Origin of the sequence: Rhodococcus sp. NPDC047139 (genome assembly GCF_040643435.1) — a bacterium.
Taxonomy (GTDB): Bacteria; Actinomycetota; Actinomycetes; order Mycobacteriales; family Mycobacteriaceae; genus Rhodococcus.
On sequence record NZ_JBEYUH010000002.1, the window covers coordinates 135,560 to 155,032 of the forward strand.

17 protein-coding genes are annotated in these 19,473 nt (G+C 66.6%); 12 read left to right on the forward strand and 5 right to left on the reverse strand.

Going from position 1 to position 19,473, the window contains the following annotated elements; all coding sequences use genetic code 11:
* Positions 1-3: 3 nt before the first annotated feature.
* Positions 4-891, reverse strand: coding sequence for an oxidoreductase (locus ABZ789_RS02775; RefSeq protein ID WP_358418599.1), 888 nt, complete (start codon positions 889-891; stop codon positions 4-6).
* A 144-nt stretch (positions 892-1,035) separates the two neighbouring features.
* Between ABZ789_RS02775 and ABZ789_RS02780 the strand changes: the two genes are divergently transcribed.
* The 5 genes from ABZ789_RS02780 (at position 1,036) to ABZ789_RS02800 (ending at position 5,946) form a co-directional block, all read left to right on the forward strand.
* On the forward strand, positions 1,036-2,220 hold the full coding sequence (locus ABZ789_RS02780; protein WP_358418602.1) for a sigma-70 family RNA polymerase sigma factor: 1,185 nt from the start codon (positions 1,036-1,038) through the stop codon (positions 2,218-2,220).
* Between the two features lie 117 nt (positions 2,221-2,337).
* Positions 2,338-3,060 carry a GntR family transcriptional regulator gene (locus tag ABZ789_RS02785; RefSeq protein WP_358418605.1) on the forward strand — a complete coding sequence of 241 codons (723 nt, stop codon included), beginning with the start codon at positions 2,338-2,340 and terminating at the stop codon, positions 3,058-3,060.
* 134 nt (positions 3,061-3,194) lie between these two features.
* On the forward strand, positions 3,195-4,721 hold the full coding sequence (locus ABZ789_RS02790; RefSeq protein ID WP_358418608.1) for an NCS1 family nucleobase:cation symporter-1: 1,527 nt from the start codon (positions 3,195-3,197) through the stop codon (positions 4,719-4,721).
* The gene (locus ABZ789_RS02795; RefSeq protein ID WP_358418611.1) at positions 4,721-5,455 is read left to right on the forward strand and encodes an aspartate/glutamate racemase family protein; all 735 of its coding nucleotides are present in this window, start codon (positions 4,721-4,723) and stop codon (positions 5,453-5,455) included. Before ABZ789_RS02790 ends, ABZ789_RS02795 begins: the two co-directional genes overlap by 1 nt.
* 32 nt (positions 5,456-5,487) lie before the next feature.
* Positions 5,488-5,946: a GNAT family N-acetyltransferase gene (locus tag ABZ789_RS02800; RefSeq protein ID WP_358418614.1), complete on the forward strand. Its 459-nt coding sequence runs from the start codon at positions 5,488-5,490 to the stop codon at positions 5,944-5,946.
* Here the strand turns inward: ABZ789_RS02800 and ABZ789_RS02805 are convergent.
* Positions 5,924-6,799, reverse strand: coding sequence for an oxidoreductase (locus tag ABZ789_RS02805; RefSeq protein ID WP_358418617.1), 876 nt, complete (start codon positions 6,797-6,799; stop codon positions 5,924-5,926). The genes ABZ789_RS02800 and ABZ789_RS02805 overlap by 23 nt on opposite strands.
* Positions 6,789-7,691, reverse strand: coding sequence for an alpha/beta hydrolase family protein (locus tag ABZ789_RS02810; protein ID WP_358419213.1), 903 nt, complete (start codon positions 7,689-7,691; stop codon positions 6,789-6,791). The genes ABZ789_RS02805 and ABZ789_RS02810 overlap by 11 nt, the downstream gene beginning before the upstream one ends.
* Positions 7,692-7,952: 261 nt before the next feature.
* Here ABZ789_RS02810 and ABZ789_RS02815 point away from each other — a divergent pair, with 261 nt between their 5' ends.
* The gene (locus ABZ789_RS02815; protein WP_358418620.1) at positions 7,953-8,873 is read left to right on the forward strand and encodes a pseudouridine synthase; all 921 of its coding nucleotides are present in this window, start codon (positions 7,953-7,955) and stop codon (positions 8,871-8,873) included.
* Between the two features lie 27 nt (positions 8,874-8,900).
* The gene (locus ABZ789_RS02820) at positions 8,901-9,407 is read left to right on the forward strand and encodes an SRPBCC family protein (protein WP_358418622.1); all 507 of its coding nucleotides are present in this window, start codon (positions 8,901-8,903) and stop codon (positions 9,405-9,407) included.
* Positions 9,408-9,435: 28 nt separating this feature from the next.
* On the opposite strand, the gene ABZ789_RS02825 is transcribed toward ABZ789_RS02820, so the two are convergent.
* A complete protein-coding gene (locus ABZ789_RS02825; RefSeq protein ID WP_358418625.1) occupies positions 9,436-9,981 on the reverse strand; it encodes a flavodoxin domain-containing protein in 546 nt (181 codons plus the stop codon).
* Between the two features lie 168 nt (positions 9,982-10,149).
* Between ABZ789_RS02825 and ABZ789_RS02830 the strand changes: the two genes are divergently transcribed.
* Positions 10,150-11,682 carry a CYTH and CHAD domain-containing protein gene (locus tag ABZ789_RS02830; protein WP_358418628.1) on the forward strand — a complete coding sequence of 511 codons (1,533 nt, stop codon included), beginning with the start codon at positions 10,150-10,152 and terminating at the stop codon, positions 11,680-11,682.
* Between the two features lie 148 nt (positions 11,683-11,830).
* A complete protein-coding gene (locus ABZ789_RS02835) occupies positions 11,831-12,724 on the forward strand; it encodes a universal stress protein (RefSeq protein ID WP_358418630.1) in 894 nt (297 codons plus the stop codon).
* A gap of 65 nt (positions 12,725-12,789) precedes the next feature.
* Here ABZ789_RS02835 and ABZ789_RS02840 read toward each other — a convergent pair whose 3' ends face one another.
* Complete coding sequence (locus tag ABZ789_RS02840) at positions 12,790-14,271, reverse strand: AAA family ATPase (protein ID WP_358418633.1); 1,482 nt, start codon at positions 14,269-14,271, stop codon at positions 12,790-12,792.
* A 169-nt stretch (positions 14,272-14,440) separates the two neighbouring features.
* On the opposite strand from ABZ789_RS02840, the gene ABZ789_RS02845 reads away from it, so the two are divergent.
* The 3 genes from ABZ789_RS02845 to ABZ789_RS02855 are packed head-to-tail and all read left to right on the forward strand — an operon-like array spanning position 14,441 to position 19,473.
* Positions 14,441-16,858: a glycerol-3-phosphate 1-O-acyltransferase gene (locus ABZ789_RS02845; RefSeq protein ID WP_358418636.1), complete on the forward strand. Its 2,418-nt coding sequence runs from the start codon at positions 14,441-14,443 to the stop codon at positions 16,856-16,858.
* Positions 16,855-18,285, forward strand: a complete 1,431-nt coding sequence (locus tag ABZ789_RS02850; RefSeq protein ID WP_358418639.1) for an HAD-IB family hydrolase — start codon at positions 16,855-16,857, stop codon at positions 18,283-18,285. The genes ABZ789_RS02845 and ABZ789_RS02850 overlap by 4 nt, the downstream gene beginning before the upstream one ends.
* Complete coding sequence (locus ABZ789_RS02855; protein ID WP_358418642.1) at positions 18,286-19,473, forward strand: YbhN family protein; 1,188 nt, start codon at positions 18,286-18,288, stop codon at positions 19,471-19,473.

Genomic DNA, 19,473 nt, shown 5'->3' on the forward strand with positions numbered 1-19,473 from the left:
CGGTCACGGTATCGAGTATTCGACCGAACACAACTGCTCCGACAACTCCCACAGCCGGCGGGCGAGCATCTCGTCGTGCGAGCGCGAGTTGGACTGTACGCGTTTCGGGTGGCCACGCGACTCGAACAAGCGATCCGGCCCGTAGAAGCCGCCGGGTTCCGCATCCGGGGAGGTCGCCGCGTAGAGGGTCGGCAGCGCGCCCGCCTGCGCGGATTGCCCGATGATCGGGGTGACGAGTTCGACGATCTTCCCGTGCCAGGACTCGCTGCGGTACTGCAGATTCGTGGACGAATAACCTGGATGTGCGGCAAGCGATCTCACGCTCGACCCCGCTGCCGTGAGGCGGCGCTGCAGTTCGTACGCGAACAACAGGTTCGCCAGTTTCGACTGTCCGTAGGCGGGCCAGCGCTCGTACCGGCGTCGCTCCCAGTTGATGTCCTCGAGGTCGATTCTGCCGATGCGGTGCATCGCGCTGCTGACCGTCACGACCCGGTCGGTGATGCGGTCGAGAAGCAGGCCGGTGAGCGCGAAGTGGCCGAAGTGGTTGGTACCGATCTGCATCTCGAATCCGTCGGCCGTTCGCCGCAAGGGCACCGCCATGACACCGGCGTTGTTGACGAGGACATCGATGCGGTCGTAGGCCGAGCGCACCTCCTCGGCGAACGAGCGCACCGACGCCAGATCGGCCAGGTCCAGGCGGCGAACCTGGGCACGGTCGCCGAGGTCGGCCGCGACGGCCTCGCCCTTGGCTACGTCGCGACAGGCCAGCACGACGTCGGCACCCGCCCTCGCCAGTGCACGCGCCGTCTCTGCTCCGAGGCCGCTGTTGGCTCCTGTCACCACGGCCGTCCGCCCCGAAAGATCAGGAATATCCTTCGTCTCCCATCCCATGTCCGCCACCATACGGACGCGCGTCCCGCTGCAACAGTCCTCGTTGGATCGCCTCGTCGCCGTCGGACGGATCGGCTCGTAGACTGCCTCGGAATTCACGGCCGCACGCGCTCGGTGCGCATGCACGACACGGAGGTTCCATCGATGGGGCACCACCCCGGACGTCTGGATCGCGAGCTCGTGGCAGCACTGCGGAGCGGAGCGCCGGACGCCACCGCAGCGGTATACGACCGTTTCGCCCGCGAGCTGTACGCATATGCGTGCGGCTTCGTCGACGTTTCGGCCGCTTCGGACGTGGTGAACGACTCCGTCTGGACGGCGACCGCGCGTATCCGGTCGCTACGCAATCCGGGCCTGTTCCGCGCCTGGTTGTATGCCGTGGTGCGCGCCGAATGCATCCGTGTACTGAACCGGACCGGTTCCGCGCTCGAATATCTCCCCGCCACCGACCCGGCGTACAAGGCCGCTCCCGAAGTGCTCGAGGTCCGCGAGGCCGTGCATCTGCTCGACGGAACTGCCCGCGAGGTCGTCGATCTCACGGTCCGGCACCACTTCACGTCCCACGAGACGGAGGCGGTGCTCGGCTCCGGGGGTGACGGTCGCATCCTCGCCCACGCGCAGGACTTCGTCGACCGCGCGGTAACCCGCGTGCCGAATGCTCTCGGGACGTTCTCTCTTCTCCCGCCGGCACCACTGCCTGGGCACCTCCGGGGAAGGGTGCTGGCGGTGCAACCGTCGGAGGCCGAGCTGTTCGACCTCGGCCGACGACTCGACCCGGTGGACCGGGAAGGCTTTCCCCGTCGCGATCGCCGGGCGAAACGTACCCTTCCGATCATTGCTGTGACCATCGCGTCGTTCGTAGTTGTCGGCGTCGGTGCATCGCTCGTGTTCCCCGGAGCCGAGCCTGCCGACATACCGATCCCGCGCCCCGCAACCGAACCGACGCTCGGCGCGGATCCGGCGGCGACCACCACGCCTCGACCGGAGGCCGAGACCGAAACCGAGACCGCCCCCGCGCCGGAATCCGTCGAGACCACCACAGAAGAACTCGTCGACGAGACATCCACGTGGACCACGACCACGGTCCCGCCAGTGGAATCCTCTACCGCACCCACCACCACCGCGACGTCGACCAGCGCAGGCTTCACCAGGCGTGGCGGACCCGGACATGAGGACGAGGACGAAGACGAGGACGGTCGTCCGCCCCGGCGCGGCGATGCGGACGATGCGCCCGGCACCGGGACGAGCCGGCCGACCACATCGCGCGCACCGACCACCCCGAAGGAGCTGCCGTCGTTCCCGTACCTACCGCCGCGTGGCGGAGGGTGAGGAAGCCGGCGGAACGCCGCCTTGCCCCCTTCACGCAACCGAGACGGGGATGTAACACCGGCGGTCTAATTTCGCAGGGTCGAGCACTCGAGTTCCGGCGACGAAGGGAGACCCGTCGTGGCAAGTCTCCGCAGATCCGCGTTGCTCGACGGCCTGCACGTCGACGTACCGGGCCGGCCCCAGGACGCGATACTCGAGGAGTTGCGGCGCGCTTTCCTCTCCGGTGCCGCACCTCCGGGCACTCCGATCCCTGTCGGTGAAGTCGCGGAACTGTTCGGGGTGAGCCGAATTCCGGTCCGGGAAGCACTGAAGACCCTCATCGGTGAAGGCCTCGTGACCCACCGGCAGAACCACGGGTACATCGTCGCGCAGTTGACGGTCGCGGAGTTGCGCGAGATGTATCTCGTCCGCGAGAGTCTCGAATCGGCGTCCCTTGCAGCAGCGGTACGCAATGCCACCGCGGAAGACGACCGGCGCGTAGAGGAAGCACATCTGCTACTCGAACGTGCTGTGCGAGACCATGACTCACGCGCCTATCATCGCGGTAGCCGAACCTTCCACATGGCTCTCACTCGCCCCTCGCGCATGCACCGACTGCTTCACATGCTCGAATACGCCTGGAACATAACCGAACCCGTCCAGCCCATGGTTCACGTGAGCGATACCGAACGCGCCGAACTCCACGCCGAACACGAAGCCATGCTCGAGGCCTTCCTCGCACGCGACCCCGAACGGTTGCTCGCGGCGTCCGAGCACCACAATCGGCGACTCGACGACGCGATCGCCACCCTCTCGCCCGAGGCCGGACTGTTGTCGGCAGAAGATATACAGTTCGGGTAACTCGTCGGCAATATCGCGTCGTTAGCGTCGGTACGTCGGATTTCACCAGCGCCGTTGATCTCCCGCTCGTTCCGTTTCCGCCCGCCCGGCCGCGCGCCGGAACGACGGTGTTCTCCCCTCGCACAGGAGCAGGCATGACCGAACTGCTGACACCCCACGCCGATGGCGGCGCCCCGATCCCGTCACCCCAGGCACCGCCCTCCTACGACCCGCGCCTGACGAACGACGATCTGGCACCGCTGAAGAACCAACGGTGGGGGTCGTACAACATTTTCGCGTTCTGGATGTCCGACGTCCACAGCGTCGGTGGTTACGTCACCGCCGGCAGCCTGTTCGCCCTCGGCCTGGCCAGCTGGCAGGTCCTCGTGGCTCTGCTCGTCGGAATCACGATCGTCTACTTCTTCTGTAATCTCGTCGCGAAGCCCAGCCAGGTCACGGGTGTCCCCTACCCGGTGATCTGCCGCAGCGTGTTCGGTGTACTCGGTGCGAACATCCCTGCGATCATCCGCGGCCTGATTGCGGTGGCGTGGTACGGGATCCAGACCTTCCTCGCCTCGGCAGCGCTCGACGTGGTGCTGATCAAGCTGTTCCCGTCCCTGGCCCCCTATGCGGTGGTCGAGGATTACGGATTCGCCGGCTTGTCCGCACTCGGATGGGTCAGCTTCCTGACCCTGTGGGTGCTGCAGGCGTGCGTGTTCTGGCGCGGAATGGAGTCGATCCGCCGGTTCATCGACTTCTGCGGCCCGGCGGTCTACGTGGTGATGTTCCTGCTCTGCGGCTACCTCATATCCCAGGCAGGTTGGGGTGCAATCGATCTGACCCTCGGAGCTGTCACGCATACGGGGTGGTCGTCGGTGCCGGTCATGCTGGGCGCGATCGCCCTCGTGGTGTCGTACTTCTCGGGCCCGATGCTCAACTTCGGTGACTTCTCCCGATACGGAAAGTCCTATGCGGCGGTCAGGAAAGGAAACTTCCTCGGCCTTCCGGTCAACTTCCTGGTGTTCTCGCTTCTCGTGGTGATCACCGCGTCGCTCACCCTGCCGGTATACGGCGAACTGATCACCGATCCCGTCGAGACCGTCGCCCGCATCGACTCCACCTTCGCGATCGTTCTCGGTGCGCTCACGTTCGCGATCGCGACCATCGGCATCAACATCGTCGCGAACTTCATCTCACCGGCCTTCGATTTCTCCAATGTCAGTCCCCAGAAGATCAGCTGGCGTGCCGGTGGCATGATCGCCGCGGTGGGCTCGGTGCTCATCACGCCGTGGAATCTGTACAACAATCCCGAGGTCATCCACTACACCCTCGAAACCCTCGGTGCCTTCATCGGCCCACTCTTCGGCATCCTCATCGCCGACTACTATCTCGTGCGCAAGCAGAAGGTGATCGTCGACGATCTGTTCACGATGTCCGAGAAGGGCGCGTACTTCTACAGCAAGGGTTACAACCCGGCCGCCGTCGTCGCGACCGTCGTCGGCGCGGTGATCGCGATGATCCCGGTGCTGTTCAACCACGCTCCCGGCATGCAGACCGCCGCCCAGTACAGCTGGTTCATCGGATGTGGCCTCGGCTTCGCCCTCTATTACGTGCTCGCGACCCGCACCCGACTCGCGGTTCGCGTCCCCGCAGCACCCGAGCAGGAAGCGGCCCAACAGTAATGCTCATCAAGGTCGTCAACCCGAACACCACGTGGTCGATGACCGCCAGGATCGGAGCATGTGCCCGGGCCGTCGCCGGCCCGGGCACGTCGGTCGAGGCTGTCAGCCCGTCGATGGGCCCGGCCTCGATCGAGAGTCACTACGACGAGGCACTCGCCGTCCCGGGGCTTCTCGACGAGATCCGCAAGGGCGAACGCGAGGGTGCCGACGGCTACGTGATCGCGTGCTTCGGGGATCCGGGGCTCGACGCGGCACGCGAGATCGCATCGGGTCCGGTGGTGGGAATCGCCGAGGCGGCGATGCACACCGCGAGCATGCTCGGTCGAGGCTTCTCGGTGGTCACCACACTCGGTCGCACCACCGGGCGCGCCTGGGATCTCGCCGGACGGTACGGCATGCGGGAGGCATGTCGCGGCGTACATGCTTGCGAGATACCGGTACTGGCGCTCGACACCGACCCCGATGCGCGCAAGATCGTCACCGGGGCGTGCCTCGACGCGCTGTACGAGGACGGTTCGGACGTGGTGGTGCTCGGCTGCGCCGGGATGTCGGATCTGTGCGCGCAGATCTCCGCCGACATCGGCGCTCCTGTCGTCGACGGCGTCGCGGCCGCAACTCTCACAGTGCAGTCGCTGGTCACGATGCGACTCTCGACCGGTAAGCGAGGTGAGTTCGCCGCTCCTCCGCAGAAGCGCTATTCGGGTCTGCTCGAGGACTTCACGACCGGCGACTGAAAGTTCGGTTCGCACCGCCTAGCATCGGCAGAATGCCGTCCGTTCATCACGCCGCCCTACGAGACATCCGTCCCGAGACGCTGTATCGGATCGTGGCGCTACGCACCGACGTCTTCGTCTACGAGCAGGGAATCACGAGCGAACCCGAACTCGACGGGCGCGACCTCGAGCCGACCACCGAGCTTTTCTGGACGGAGGACGGCGAGGAGATCGTCGCGACGCTGCGCGTGCTCGCCGACGGGGACATCACCCACATCGGTCGCGTCGCGACCGCGAAGCACGCACGCGGTCGCGGCCTCGCCGGCGAGCTGATCGACGCAGCGCTCGCGACCTGCGCCGGGGTGGTGGACATCTCCGCTCAGGCCTACCTGGAGAACTGGTACGGCCGTTTCGGTTTCGTGCGTACGGGTCCGAACTACCCCGAGGCGGGCATCGACCACGTGCCGATGCGCCGTACGCCCCGGCCTCTCAGACCTGCCGCCCCAGGGTGAACCGCACTCCGGTGAGTTCCTCGGACAGTTCCCACAGGCGCGCGGCGCTCTCCCGGTCGCGCGCTCGTCGCGCGATACCGGCCCGTCCGGGCGCACCGTAGAGGAGGAATCGCGGTCCGACGAATCCTCCCGTGATCCCGGGATCGGACGCGGCGACGACCACTGATTCCGCGCCCTCGTCCGGAGTGCGCTGCAGGATCGTCTTGCCGAAGCCGAACAGCCGGTCGAACCAGGTGCCGGTGTGGCTCCCGACCTCGGTCGCCGCGTAACCCGGGTGTGCGGCGACCGCGCACACGGGCGATCGGGCCTCGGCGAGGCGGCGTTCGAGCTCGAGGCTGAACATCAGGTTCGCCAGCTTCGACTGTGCGTACGCCGCGGCACGGTTGTACGGTCGTCGTTCCCAGTTGAGGTCGGCGAGGTCCATGCGGCCCACCAGGTGGGCAGCACTCGACACCGTGACGACACGACCGGTGATCCGGGGCAGCAACAACCCGGTCAGCGCGAAGTGGCCGAGATGGTTGGTCCCCATCTGCATCTCGAATCCGTCGACTGTACGTCGCAGCGGAACCGCCATGACACCGGCGTTGTTGACGAGCACGTCGATCTGCCGCTCGCCGATCGAGTCCACGAACGCACGGATCGACGACAGATCGGCGAGGTCCACACGATGCATCTCGGCTCCGGAACCGATCGCCGCGGCGACATCCCGTCCGCGGTCGATGTTGCGCCCGGTGAGAATGACGGTGGCACCCGCGGCACCGAGGGCGTGGGCCGTCGACTCCCCCACGCCGCTGGTCGCTCCCGTCACCAGGACGACGCGACCGACCAGCGACGTGGCAGCGTCAGGCACCAATCGAGGACTTCAGCATCGGGAGCATCGCCCACAGTTCGTCCTGCCAGTAGGACCACGTGTGGGTTCCTGTGCTCGGGAACGAGAAGTGTGCGGAGTCGATGCCGAGCGTCAGCAGGCGAATCTGGAATGCACGGTTCTGGGTCAGGGCGAGAGCCTCGAGTCCCATCGCATTCGTGGTGTTGAACACCCCGATCAACGAGTTGGGACGGTCGTGCCGACCCGGCAGGCCGCTCGATGCCGAGATCCACATGGGCAGGCCGCGCATCCTCGGAGCGGCCACGAACGGATCGTGACGCAGCCAGGCGCGATCCCACGGCGGACCCCACATCGCATCGGAGTTGAAGCCACCGGCATCGATCATCGCCAGCCGGATCGCTTCCCGCATCCCAGGAGCCGAGAGGTTGAGGTAACCCGACATCGAACCTGCGAACTTGAACTGGTCGCGGTGGTAGGCAGCCAGAACGAGCGCCGCGTTACCACCCATCGACAGGCCGACCACCGCGTTGTTGTTGCGGTCGATGCCGTAGGCGTTCGCGAGATGGGCCGGGAGGTTCTCGGTCAGGAAGGTCTCCCACTTGTAGGTGTAGGGCTGACCGTTGAAATTGCTGGGCGCATACCAGTCCGCGTAGAAGCTGGACTGTCCTCCGACGGGCATGATCACGTTGACGCCGTGGTCGGCCAGCCATGCCGCGTTGGTCTCGTGCTCCCAACCGCTCACATCGTCGGTGGCGCGCAGACCGTCGAGCAGATAGACGGCCTTGTTGCTGCCGTTGTTCGCACGCCAGATACGCACCTTGATCGCACCGACCCCACCCGGCGCGGCAACCATGTCCTCGTGGAACCGTGTGTACGGATCGGCCGCGGCCGTCCCGGCTCCGAGGCCGCTGAACATCAGCGCCAGCGGCAGCACCACCGCTGTCACGAGTAGCCGAACGAGAGTGCGTTCCCCCCGCCGACGTCTTCCGGATCCCGCCGAAATCGTCACAAAAAGCTCCCCTTGCACTCCAGTAACATTCTTCGCTTCCGCCCCAGGGTATCGACGGTGCAGAAACTCTGAGCAGGCTTGCACACAATCGTTATCGGGGAAAGCCCGGCCGCGTTATCTCCGGTCCCGGGATCCGGGACTGCGGGGGTGGGACTAGCCTGACGATCCGTGGCCGAAGCTCCGCTCCCCGTTCGCGACGGGTTGAACCCGACCCGCCTACGACTGCCGGAAAACGGCAGGTGGGCCACCATATCGGAGTTTCTTTCGGCACGTTTCCCGGGTGATGCAGCACGTATCGCCGAAAAGGTCGAAAGCGGCGAAGTGGTCATACAGGACGGTACGCCGATCACTCGCTCGACCCGATACATGCCGCGCGAATTCGTGTATCTCTATCGTGATCCTCCTGCAGAACCACGCGTTCCCTTCGAGATCGACATCCTCCATCGTGACGAGAACCTGCTCGTCGTCGACAAGCCGCACTTCCTGGCGACCACGCCGCGCGGCTCGTGGGTGACGGAGAGCGCTGTCGTCCGGTTACGCAGGGAACTGGACCTTCCCGAACTCTCCCCCGTCCACCGGCTCGATCGGCTCACCGCCGGCGTACTGGTGCTCACCGTCCGGCGCGAGGCGCGGCGCGCCTATCAGATGCTGTTCGATCAGCGGCTCGTGGAGAAGGAGTACGAGGCGATCGCTCACGCGGCACCCCACCTCGACTTCCCGCTCGAGATCCGCAGTCGCATCGTCAAGGAGCGTGGCGTGCTGCAGGCCCGCGAGGTCGACGGCCCCGTCAACGCGGTGACCCGAGTCGACGTCACGGCCACGGCCGGCAACCGTGCGCGCTACCGTCTGCGACCGCTCACCGGCAGGACGCATCAGCTTCGCGTACACATGAACTCGCTAGGCCTGCCGATCATCGGCGACAACCTGTACCCGAATGTGTACGAGGTTGGGCCACAGGATTATTCGGACCCACTGCAGCTCCTTGCCCGGTCCCTGTCGTTCGACGATCCGATCACAGGTCGGCCGACCCGCTTCGTAAGCCGCCGAAACCTGGCAGCATGGGGTAACAGCACACCAGGACCCCGCTGACCGGCGGGTCTCGTCTTGGAGGTTCCCATGGATATCGGCAGCATCTCGCGTACCTATGACGGGAGGGTGGCCCTCCGATTCGAACGCTCGTTCCCCTACCCTCCCGAGAAGGTATGGAGCGTTCTCACCGATCCCCGGCACCTCCGTGACTGGTTCCCCGCTGTGGTCGAGGTCGAGCTCACCCCCGGCGCTACGCTCGAATTCCGTTGCCCACAGGAACAGACCCGCCGTTCCGTCCTCCCGGAAGGGCACACCAGTGCAGGCAGCGTGCTCACGGTGCGCGTCGGCCGGGTGCTGGAATACCTCTGGGACGCCGACGTTCTGCACTGGGAACTCACGCCCGACGGCTCCGGCGGATGTTGGCTCACGCTCACCCACACCACGGACGACGAAGAAGACGCCCTCGCACACGGCGCCGAATGGCATGCCGGATTCGAAGTGGTCGAGGCCCAGTTGGCCGGACGTCCGGTGGACTGGTCGTGCTGGGACCGCGCCGCCGAACTGAGCACCCACTATCGCCGCGACTCCGGCTGACGCCCGGACTGCGATTCGAACCGGGTCGCTACCGATGCATCCCGCGCCGTGAGGAAGTCGAGCCGACCCCGTCGAGATCGCGCTCTCCGGCCTCCGTCCGCGCAACGATTCGCGCGCCCCACGCTCCGATCGCGTCCCAGTCCCGGAAGTCCCCGGAGGGGGCGCCGACCATCTTGACGACCATCCGCTCGCCGGTGCCGAGCACCGCCGGATCCAACTTTCCCGGGAAGGTGCGATGCTCGCATGCTCCGGTGCGTTCGGCGACGGCGCACGCGTCGTAGGACGTATTCACCTGCCGCCCGCCCGTAGCGACCGGGCCCGACGAGAAGAGGTAGACGTCGCGCCCGCGCAGGGCCGACGCGTGGCGCTCTGCGAATTCGCGAGCACTCCGCAGCCACCTGCTGCGGTACACGGCGCTGCCGAGTACCACGACGTCGTAGACGTCGACCTCGTCGACCTGTTCGGGCGCGCTCACGTCCACCTGCGCGCCGTGGTGACGCATCGCAGCCGCGAGCGCCGTGGCGATCTCCTCGGTCGAACCGTGTCGACTCGCCACCGAAACAAGAACCTTCATCCCTATCCTCCGCACCCCCCCGCGTCGCACCATGATCACCCCGAAAGCCTGCCTTGACCAGGGTCGAAGTGCCCTTTGCCCGGTATCGGCAGATCACACTCGGACGATCGCCGCATATCGGACGCCGTGGCAAGGTGGAGGGTGACGCGTATCGAGAAGGAGAGATGGATGCCGAGCACACCGTCCTTGACCATCGCGGACGAGGCCGAACGCAAGTACGCCGCCGCCGCCGACCAGCCGCTTCCGGATCTGGCGGGGCTGCCCTCCGTCGACACGGTCGATGTCGACCGGATCGGGCTGTCGGCCCAGTACTTCGACACCGCCGATCTGAACCTGCTGCGTTCGAAGATCACACTGCGGCGGCGTGAGGGCGGTGACGACGCGGGGTGGCATCTCAAACTCCCGTCCGGCCTCGATACCCGTACCGAACTGCATTTTCCACTCGGTGACGATTCGGCCGAGGACACCCCGGCCGACCTGTCCGGCCTGCTGCGCGGGATCGTCCGCGGCTCCCCGGTGGGCCTGGCCGCGCTGCTCGATACAGAACGCCGTCGGCACCGGCTTCGCGCCGCCGACGGCACCCTCGTCGCCGAGGTGGTCGTCGACGACGTGGATGCCGTGCGCGAGGCGGACGGATCCCGGACCTGCTGGCGGGAGATAGAGGTCGAATGGAACTCCGATCTCGGCGAGGAGACGATCACCGATTTCCTCTCGGCGCTGGAGGAGCGTTTCGCTGCTGCCGGGATCATCCGTTCGGAGAGCCCGTCGAAGCTCCATCGCGTGCTCGGCGACCTGATCCCCACCCGCCCTCCGCTCGCGAAGGGTCTGGTCCCGATACGCGACTATCTGGCAACCGAACTGCACACCCTCGAGTTGTCGGACATCGCGGTGCGCCGCGATGCGCCCGCATCGGTACACGGCATGCGCAAGGCGGCGCGGAGGTTACGCAGCGCCCTGCAGACCTATTCCGGCGAAATCACCGTGGATCCCACAATCGTCGACGAATTGCGCTGGCTCGGAAGACGTCTCAGCCCCTCCCGCGATCTGGAGGTCCAATGGAAACGACTGGCGGACCGAGTGGTCGACATTCCGGTCGAGTCGCACCGGGAAGCAACCAGAGCCCGTATAGACGAGTACTTCTCGGCCAAGTCGGAGGCCGCTCGCCTCGAGGCCGTAGAGACCCTGAACTCCGATCGGTACGTCGACCTGCTCACCCGTCTCGAGGCGGCGATATCCGATCTCGCTCCCGCGACGGAGGCGGTCGGTACCCGGCCGAAGGTGGCACGGAAGGAACTTCTCCGCGCGCTCGAAGCACTCGCGAGGAAGGTTTCCCGCCGCGTCGCGAAGGTCGGCGACGCCGCCGACTCCACCGAACGCGACGAACTGATGCACCGGGCACGCAAAGGCGCCAAGCGGATGCGTTACGCCATCGAGGTGATCGCACCGCTGCGACCGGCACGCACCGGCCGGATCCTCGACCGGTTCGACGACTTTCAGGATCTGCTCGGTGAGTTCCAGGACTCCGTCGTGGCGCGGGAACATCTGCTGGACATGCTTGCCGAGCAGGGCCATATCGCCGAGACCAGTTTCGGGCTCGGGATCCTGTTCCGCATCGAGACCGAGATCGGCGACGCGCAGGCGCAATTTCTCGACAAGGGATGGAAGAAGTCCTACCGTGCGGCCCGCCGATTGTGGAGCTGATCGGGCACTAAGGCCTCTGGTATCGACCGCCCCGGTCCGGGAACATGAACACCGTCGACGACGAGTGGCCGCCGCAACGGGACGGTAACGTGACCTCGAGCCGACCGGCGCACGGGAAGCCGGGCGCCGCAACCAGAAGGAGATATCGATGAGCACACCGAGCACCGGTAAGGCGGTCGTCGCAGGCGTAGACGGCTCCGAAACTGCTGTAGCGGCAGCGCGGTGGGCCGGCGCCGTGGCGTCGCGTCTCGGGGTACCTCTTCACCTCGTGCACTCCATGCCCCCGGAGGGCATCTTCTACAGCGAAGCCGCGGTCCTGGTGCAGTCGCAGATGATCCAGCAGCTCGAGGAGGACGGAAAGAAGCTCCTCGCCGAGGCCGCCGAGAAGATCCGCGCCGACCACCCGGATCTCGAGATCGAGAGCTTCATCGGTCCCGGCCCCGCCGCCAAGTCGTTGCTCGAAGCCGCCGAGGACGCACGCCTGGTGGTCATGGGCGCCACAGGAGCGGGTGCACTCGAGAACTTCCTGCTCGGATCCACCGTCCTGCGGGTCGCAAACCACTCCCCGTGCCCGGTGGTCGTGTGGCGCGGCGACACCGCTACCCCCCTGCCCGACTCCCGGCCCATCGTCGTCGGCGTGGACGGAAGCGAATTGTCCGCTGCCGCAGTCACTCGGGCATTCGAGCTCGCGTCGGTGCTGAACGTTCCGATCCGGGCCGTGCATTCGTGGATCGGCGATGCCGCACTCGGCGTCGGCGCCACCGCCGCGCTCGTCGACTGGGATGCCGTCGAATCCTCGGAGACCGCCGTTCTCGCCGAGACTCTGGCCGGTTGGAGCGACCGCTACCCCGACGTCACCGTCGAGCGGGTGATCGACCGCGGTCCCTCCTCGAAGGTTCTGCTCGCGCATCTCGACGACGCACAGCTCGTTGCGGTCGGAAGCCACGGCCGAGGACAGTTCCGTGCCGCACTGCTCGGATCCACGAGCCAGAATCTTCTGCACAAGGCGCCGTGCCCGGTGCTCATCGCACGCACGGCCTGACCGCACCACTCACCGGCGGGGACCCTTCCACGGAAGCGGTCCCCGCTCGTGTCTGCACGCCGTGCTCACCACGGGGCGGGACCGACCAGACGCTCGAGCAGGACGGTATCGGCGGTCCCCGGCGCCGTATCGAGGGCGACCGCCTCGGGCCACGGATCCCGTCGCCGAAGTTGCTCCTCGAGTACCGCGGGCGTGGCGTCGGAAGCGTCATCGCCACGTTCGGCACGGGATGCCATGCGCTGCAGGAGGATTCCCTTGTCGGCCCGGCATTCGATCTCGATCAGGTCCACTGCCGCACGCTCGGCGACCTCGCGGGCGGCGTCGCGGTGTCCGGCCGACAACCAGGTCGCATCCAGCACGACGGACCATCCCTGGGCGAGAGCGGTCTCGGCCCGGCGGAGCAGCTCCCGGTAGGTCGCCGTGGAATGTGCCGGCGCGTAGAGGCCGGCATCCGTGCCGTCACCCGTGCGGTCGGTGGGTTGCAGGCCCGCCAGTTCCTTGCGGACGACATCGCTCCGCAACAGCCGCGCCCGGAGATCCGTCGCGATCGTCCGCGAGAGCGTCGTCTTGCCGGTCGCGGAGACACCCCCGACGAGCACCATCCGCACGCGTCCGCGGTCGAGATGGCGCTCGAGTCGATCGACGAAACCCAGCGCCATCTCTCGCGCGCCGGCGTCACCCTGCTCGTAGCGCAGGGCGGTCACCTTCGCCCGCACCAGTGCACGGTAGGCGATGTAGTGATGCACGAGCGAAGGAGGCGGGCGATCATCCGAGACGTTGCCGTACTGCTCCAGCAATCGCCGTGCTGCGTCCTCGGCGCCGAGGCGTTCGAGATCCATTGCGAGAAAGGCGAGATCGAGCAACGCGTCACCGAAACGCAATTCGTCGTCGAATTCGAGACAGTCGATGATGCGCGGGCCGTCGGCGAGGCAGAAGATGTCGTCGGCGAGCAGATCGCCGTGCCCGTCCACGGCCCGGCCCGCGGCAAGACGTGCATCGAACAACGCACGCCGGCCGACGAGAAATCCCCGCACGGCCTCCCGTATCCGTTCCAGTCGATCGGCCCGCACCGCTCCCACTGCCAAGCGGCCGAGATGATCGAGACTGAGCTCCCACAACCCGGCGACGAAATCCGCCGAGGCACACCGGTCGATATCGGGATTGTGCGGCGAGGCGGCGTGCAACCCGGCGACCTGGCGGGCGACCTCGTCGATCACCGCCGACACGTCTTCCCCACGTCGTACGGCCTCGGCCAGTCGCCGGTCGTCCGGTAACCGGACCATCTCGACGAGGTGCTCGCACAGCTGCCCGTCGGGGCCGTACACATCGGCGACACCGAGATAGACGTCCGGCGCGAGACGGCGGTTGAGCTCGACTTCACGGTGACAGATCCGTTCACGTGCCTCGCGCGTGCGATTGTCGAGAAAGCCCAGGTCGAGCGGCTTCTTCATCTTGTGCACACGATCGCCGACGAAGAAGACCACCGAGGAGTGCGTCTCCCTCAGCCCCGCATAACCGACACCTTCCACTCCGGCACCTGCGGTCACATCGTCCTCCCAGCCGTCGGCGGGCCCCGAGTCGTTCGCCCACCACATTGTCGTTCAGACACAGCACCGGTGCACCTGCGAACAGCCTTGCCGTTCTCGTCCGGATCGCCCGAACGAACCGGCCACGACAGGTAACTTTCACACCGGGGCGACTTCTGGACGGGGTGAGATGAGAAACCACGAACTGCAGCACGCAGGAACGGACGACACTGCCCGATCGGGCGGCACCGTGCCCACCTCCGGCGGGCCCACGGTGGCAGTCGTCGCGTACACGACGACGCTCGAGCGGACGATGATCGAGGAATGGCTGCGCTCGGACGCGGTACCCACCGAGTACCGCACCCCGATCCGGCCGGAGGCGTACGATCTCGACTCCCGGGTCCTCGCGGAACGACTCGTCACCCGAACCGACGACCCGCTGATCCTGCCCGTGCGTGTCGCGTGGCTGCCGGCAGAGCGGGACGGTGCGCGACGCGTGCGGTTCTCCGACGTACTTGCCCTGACCAACCCGCGCAATCCGAATCTCCTGGTACAGAAATGGCTGGTGCGCAAGGGCGCCGACCGGTACCGCATCGTCGTGGCACAACCTGCTCGGCTGACCGAACTCCGCGCTGCGCTCACGGAGGAGGACCGCGACGCCGACCACGAGGCTCTCGCGCGGTACGTCACACGCCGCGCCGTCGTCGCCCTCGAACGGGCCGAACGCGCCGTGATCGGCGACCGCTACAAGGTCCCGCGGCTCGTCGCCGCGCAGATCATGGACTCGGCGGCCTTCCGGCGCCGTCTCGCCGAGATCGCAACCGAGCACGGCATGTCGCGGGCCGAGGTGGAGTCGCGGGCGCGCAGTTCGCTCGACGAACTGGTCGCGGTGCAGTCACGTCTTGTCACCGACCTGTTCACGCAGGCGATGCGGCCACTGCACGCGGCGGCCTGGACGGTACACGCCGACGAATCAGGTCTGCGTGCGCTACGAGAGTCCAACCGTCGGCATTCCCTGGTGTTCCTTCCCTCGCATCGCTCCTATGCCGACGCCCTCGTCCTCGGCGACATCCTGGCGGCGAACGACTTTCCCGGTAACCACATCATGGGTGGGGCCAACCTCACGTTCTGGCCGATCGGCCCCGTTGCCCGCCGCACCGGGACGGTGTTCATCCGGCGCAGTTTCGCCGACGACGACGTCTACAAGGCCGCCCTCGAGGAGTACTTCGCGTTCCTGCTCAGCAAGCGATTCAACCTGGAGTGGTATTTCGAGGGTGGCCGTACCCGGACGGGCAAGCTCCGGCCTCCGCGCTACGGATTGCTCAACTACGTGGCCAACGCGATCCGACGAGGCCGGGTCGAGGACGTGATGCTGGTACCGGTGTCGATCACCTACGAGGGGCTCGCCGAGGTCGCGGCCGTCGCCGCCGAGCAGACCGGCGCCACCAAGAAACCCGAGGGCCTGACATGGCTCGTCAGATACGCCCGCAACCAACGCAAGCGCGCCGGAAACGTGTACGTGCGATTCGGTGATCCGCTGTCTATGCGCGACCTGCTGGTCGCCGGCGGCGATCCCGACCTGGGTGCTCCTGCGCTCATGGCCCGCGAGTCCACGGCGACAGGCCCCGAAGAGATGCGGCTTGCGCACCGCAAAGCTCTGCAGAAGGTCGCCTTCGAAGTCGCGGTCGGCATCAACCGCAACACTCCGGTGACGGTGAACTGCCTGGTGACGCTGGCACTGCTCGGCGTACGCGACAGATCGCTCACGCTCGAGGAGGTGAGAGCCGTGATCGCGCCGGTCCGCCGTTACCTCGACCGTCGTGGCGTTCCGCAGGGTGGCGTGCACATGCTCGACGTCGAGGGTGGCCTGGACGACGTGCTCTCGTCCCTGACCCATGCGGGAGTCGTCACGACCTACGCCGGTGGGGTGGAACCGGTGTACTCCATCCAGCCGGGCCAGCATCTCGTCGCGGCGTTCTACCGCAACAGCGGAGTGCACTGGTTCGTGAACCGGTCGATCATGGAACTGGCGATCCTCTACGCGCACGCCAATCCCGGAGAAGACCCCACCAGGGTCGCGTGGGAAGAAGTGAGGAACCTTCGTGACCTGTTGAAGTTCGAGTTCTTCTTCCCGGACCGCGACACCTTCGAGGCGCAGATGCGCGACGAGCTGGCCGGCCTCTTCCCTTCCTGGGGCGATACACCCCCCACGAAGGACGATGCCCTCACCGTCCTCATCGAGACCGGTTTCTTCATGTCGCACCGCACCCTGCGGTCGTTCTTCGACGCGCAGCTCGTCGTGGCCGAACGCCTCGCCGTCCGCGACCCGGCGCTCGAGGTCGACCGCGCCGCCTTCCTGTCCGAGTGCGTAGCGGTGGGTCGGCAGATGCTGCTGCAACGCCGCTTGTACGGACCCGAATCGGTGTCGTCGGAATTGTTCGCGTCCGCGCTCGACCTGGCACGCAACCGGGGATTGCTCGACCGGAACGAAGACGCCGATGTCGTCCGCGAACGCAGGCGTGCATTCGCGACGGAGCTGTCGGCGCTGGCCGGTCGGGTCGCGCTCGCCGAATCGCTCGACGTGTCGAACAGGAAGGTGGAAAGGTGAACATCGAGCAAGCCCTCGAGCGGGTGCGCACGGGTCCGCACGGACCCGAGATCGCAGCCTTCTTCGATTTCGACGGCACGATCGTCCACGGCTTCTCGGGTGTTCACTTCTTCCGCGATCGGATGCTCGCCGGCAAGGTCTCCGTTTCCGAAATTGCTGCGACGATGCTCAACGGACTACGGGGGACGGAGAGCGAAGAGGATTTCGAACGCTTCGTCGCGATCGCGTTCAAGGCATGGCGCGGACATACCGAGGACGAGCTCTACGAGATCGGCAGCCGTCTGTTCATGACGACGATTGCCGGGCATCTGTACCCGGAGGCCTGGCAGCTCGTCGGCGCGCACCAGAATGCGGGCCACACGGTGGTGATCGCCTCGTCGGCATCCCGCTACCAGATCCAGGCCGCCGGGGACGCATTGGGCGTCGAGCACATCCTGTTCACTCCCCTCGAGGTCGAGAACGGTGTACTCACCGGCCGGGTGAACGGTAAGACTCTGTGGCGCAGCGGGAAAGCAGAAGCGGCGCGCGATTTCGCCGAGACCCACGGCATCGAGACGGCATGCAGCTACGCCTACTCCAACGGCGGTGAGGACGTGGAATTCCTGGCCCTGACCGGGAATCCCACGGCCACAAATCCCGATCGCACGCTCGCCCGCGTCGCGCTCGAACGCGACTGGCCGATCCTGCGTTTCCGGCCCCGCGGCACACCCGGCGTGAAGGAACTCGCCCGAACTGCAGCCGCATACGGCGGACTGTTCGGTTCCGTGTGGACCGGCCTCGGCCTCGGCCTGGTCAATCGAAACCGGAAGACCGCCCTCGATTCGATCATCAGCATCGGCACCGAGGTCTCCCTGGCTCTCGCGGGAGTGAACGTGCGCATCGTCGGCGAGGCGAACGCGTGGGCCGCGCGACCGGCGGTGTTCATCTTCAACCACCAGAGTCAGCTCGATCCGGTGGTGCTGGCCAAGGTCCTGCGGCAGGACTTCACCGGCGTGACCAAGAAGGAGATGGCCAACGATCCGCTCTTCGGGCCGCTGCTGCGTTTCGTCGGAGCCACCTTCGTCGACCGTACGAACACCGAACGGGCGGTCGCTGCGCTCGGCCCGGTCGTCGACACCCTTCGGCAGGGGACATCGATCGTCATCGCCCCGGAAGGCACACGCTCGCTGACCCCGGCGATCGGCAGGTTCAAGAAGGGGGCCTTCCACATCGCGATGCAGGCAGGCGTGCCGATCGTGCCGGTCGTGATACGCAACGCGGGCGAGATTCTGTGGAAGCATTCGTCCCTGCTGCGCTCGGGTACCGTCGATGTTGCCGTGCTCGAACCGATCGACGTCAGCGGTTGGTCGCGGGAGAATCTCCCTGAGCACATAGCCGAGGTCGAAGACCTCTACCGACGGACACTGTCGAGCTGGCCCAGCGAATAGATGTCGAACGAGACGGTGAAGCCCGGACATCCGGACGACGACGGTACGCCACACAACGACGTCCCGCAGGACCCCGCGCCCGACAGCGCACACGCAAACGCAGCGCCCGAGGGCGCACACGCGAATGCCGCGCACGAGGGCACGGGACGGCTCACCCCGAAACGCCGTCGCTACCTCAAGTGGATCATCGGCGGATTGCTGGTCGTGGTCCTCACCGTCGAGGTCGTGCTCGTCTGGCCGGAGCTCTCCGAGAGCGTCCGCCGCCTCGACCATCTGCAGTGGGGGTGGATTCTCGCGGCGGTCTGCGCGTCGATGGCGGAGATGTCGACGTTTGCGCGGGCCCAGCGGGCGCTGCTGTCCGCTGCGGACGTGAAGATCTCGCAGTGGCAATCACTTTCGGTCACGCTCGCAGCGAACTCGATGAGCGTGACCCTTCCGGGCGGGCCGGTCGTCGGGACGACCTTCACCTACCGGCAGATGCGCCATTGGGGTGCGTCGCCGGTCGTGGCGACCTGGCAGCTGGTCATGGCCGGTCTCCTCCAAGCGGCCGGGCTCGCTCTGCTCGGTCTCGTGGGTGCTCTTCTCGTCGGCGCCAGCAACAACCCGTTCTCGTTGATCTTCTCTATCGGCGGTCTGCTGCTGATGGTCGTGCTCATCCAGTACGCGGCGGGCAATCCGGGTTCGTTCGAGTCGATCGGCCTGATCGCCCTGCGGGGGCTGAACCGGATGCGGAAGAAGTCCGAGGAGGCCGGCGCGCGCGCATGGAAGAAGATCGTCGCCCAATTGAGCGCGGTGCAATTGGACCGCCCGCATGCTGCGCGCGCCTTCGGCTGGTCGCTGGCGAACTGGGCGTGCGACGGGGCGTGCCTGGCATTCGCCGCATACGCGGTCGGTGGGGCGCCGAGCCTGGCAGGTATCGCGGTCGCCTATGCGGCCGGAACCGCCACCAGCCGCGTCATCCCGCTGCTTCCCGCAGGACTCGGCGTCATGGACGCGGTGCTGGTGCCGGCCCTCACCGCGAGCGGGATGTCGGGGGCGCAGGCCTTGTCCGCGGTCGTGGTCTACAGGTTGATCAGTTTCGTGCTCGTCGCCGTCGTGGGCTGGATCGTCTTCGCCTTCCGCTATCGCGGTGCTTCCCACGCTGTGGACGAGACTCCCCCAGACCTCCGGCTCTGGGACGACGACTGA

Excerpts from the sequence above, each read along its gene's own strand:
- ABZ789_RS02775 (WP_358418599.1), bottom strand. The coding sequence starts at position 891 with ATGGGATGGGAGACGAAGGATATTCCTGATCTTTCGGGGCGGACGGCC.
- ABZ789_RS02780 (WP_358418602.1), top strand. The coding sequence starts at position 1,036 with ATGGGGCACCACCCCGGACGTCTGGATCGCGAGCTCGTGGCAGCACTG.
- ABZ789_RS02790 (WP_358418608.1), top strand. The coding sequence starts at position 3,195 with ATGACCGAACTGCTGACACCCCACGCCGATGGCGGCGCCCCGATCCCG.
- ABZ789_RS02795 (WP_358418611.1), top strand. The coding sequence starts at position 4,721 with ATGCTCATCAAGGTCGTCAACCCGAACACCACGTGGTCGATGACCGCC.
- ABZ789_RS02800 (WP_358418614.1), top strand. The coding sequence starts at position 5,488 with ATGCCGTCCGTTCATCACGCCGCCCTACGAGACATCCGTCCCGAGACG.
- ABZ789_RS02810 (WP_358419213.1), bottom strand. The coding sequence starts at position 7,691 with ATGTTCAGCGGCCTCGGAGCCGGGACGGCCGCGGCCGATCCGTACACA.
- ABZ789_RS02820 (WP_358418622.1), top strand. The coding sequence starts at position 8,901 with ATGGATATCGGCAGCATCTCGCGTACCTATGACGGGAGGGTGGCCCTC.
- ABZ789_RS02825 (WP_358418625.1), bottom strand. The coding sequence starts at position 9,981 with ATGAAGGTTCTTGTTTCGGTGGCGAGTCGACACGGTTCGACCGAGGAG.
- ABZ789_RS02830 (WP_358418628.1), top strand. The coding sequence starts at position 10,150 with ATGCCGAGCACACCGTCCTTGACCATCGCGGACGAGGCCGAACGCAAG.
- ABZ789_RS02835 (WP_358418630.1), top strand. The coding sequence starts at position 11,831 with ATGAGCACACCGAGCACCGGTAAGGCGGTCGTCGCAGGCGTAGACGGC.
- ABZ789_RS02845 (WP_358418636.1), top strand. The coding sequence starts at position 14,441 with ATGAGAAACCACGAACTGCAGCACGCAGGAACGGACGACACTGCCCGA.
- ABZ789_RS02855 (WP_358418642.1), top strand. The coding sequence starts at position 18,286 with ATGTCGAACGAGACGGTGAAGCCCGGACATCCGGACGACGACGGTACG.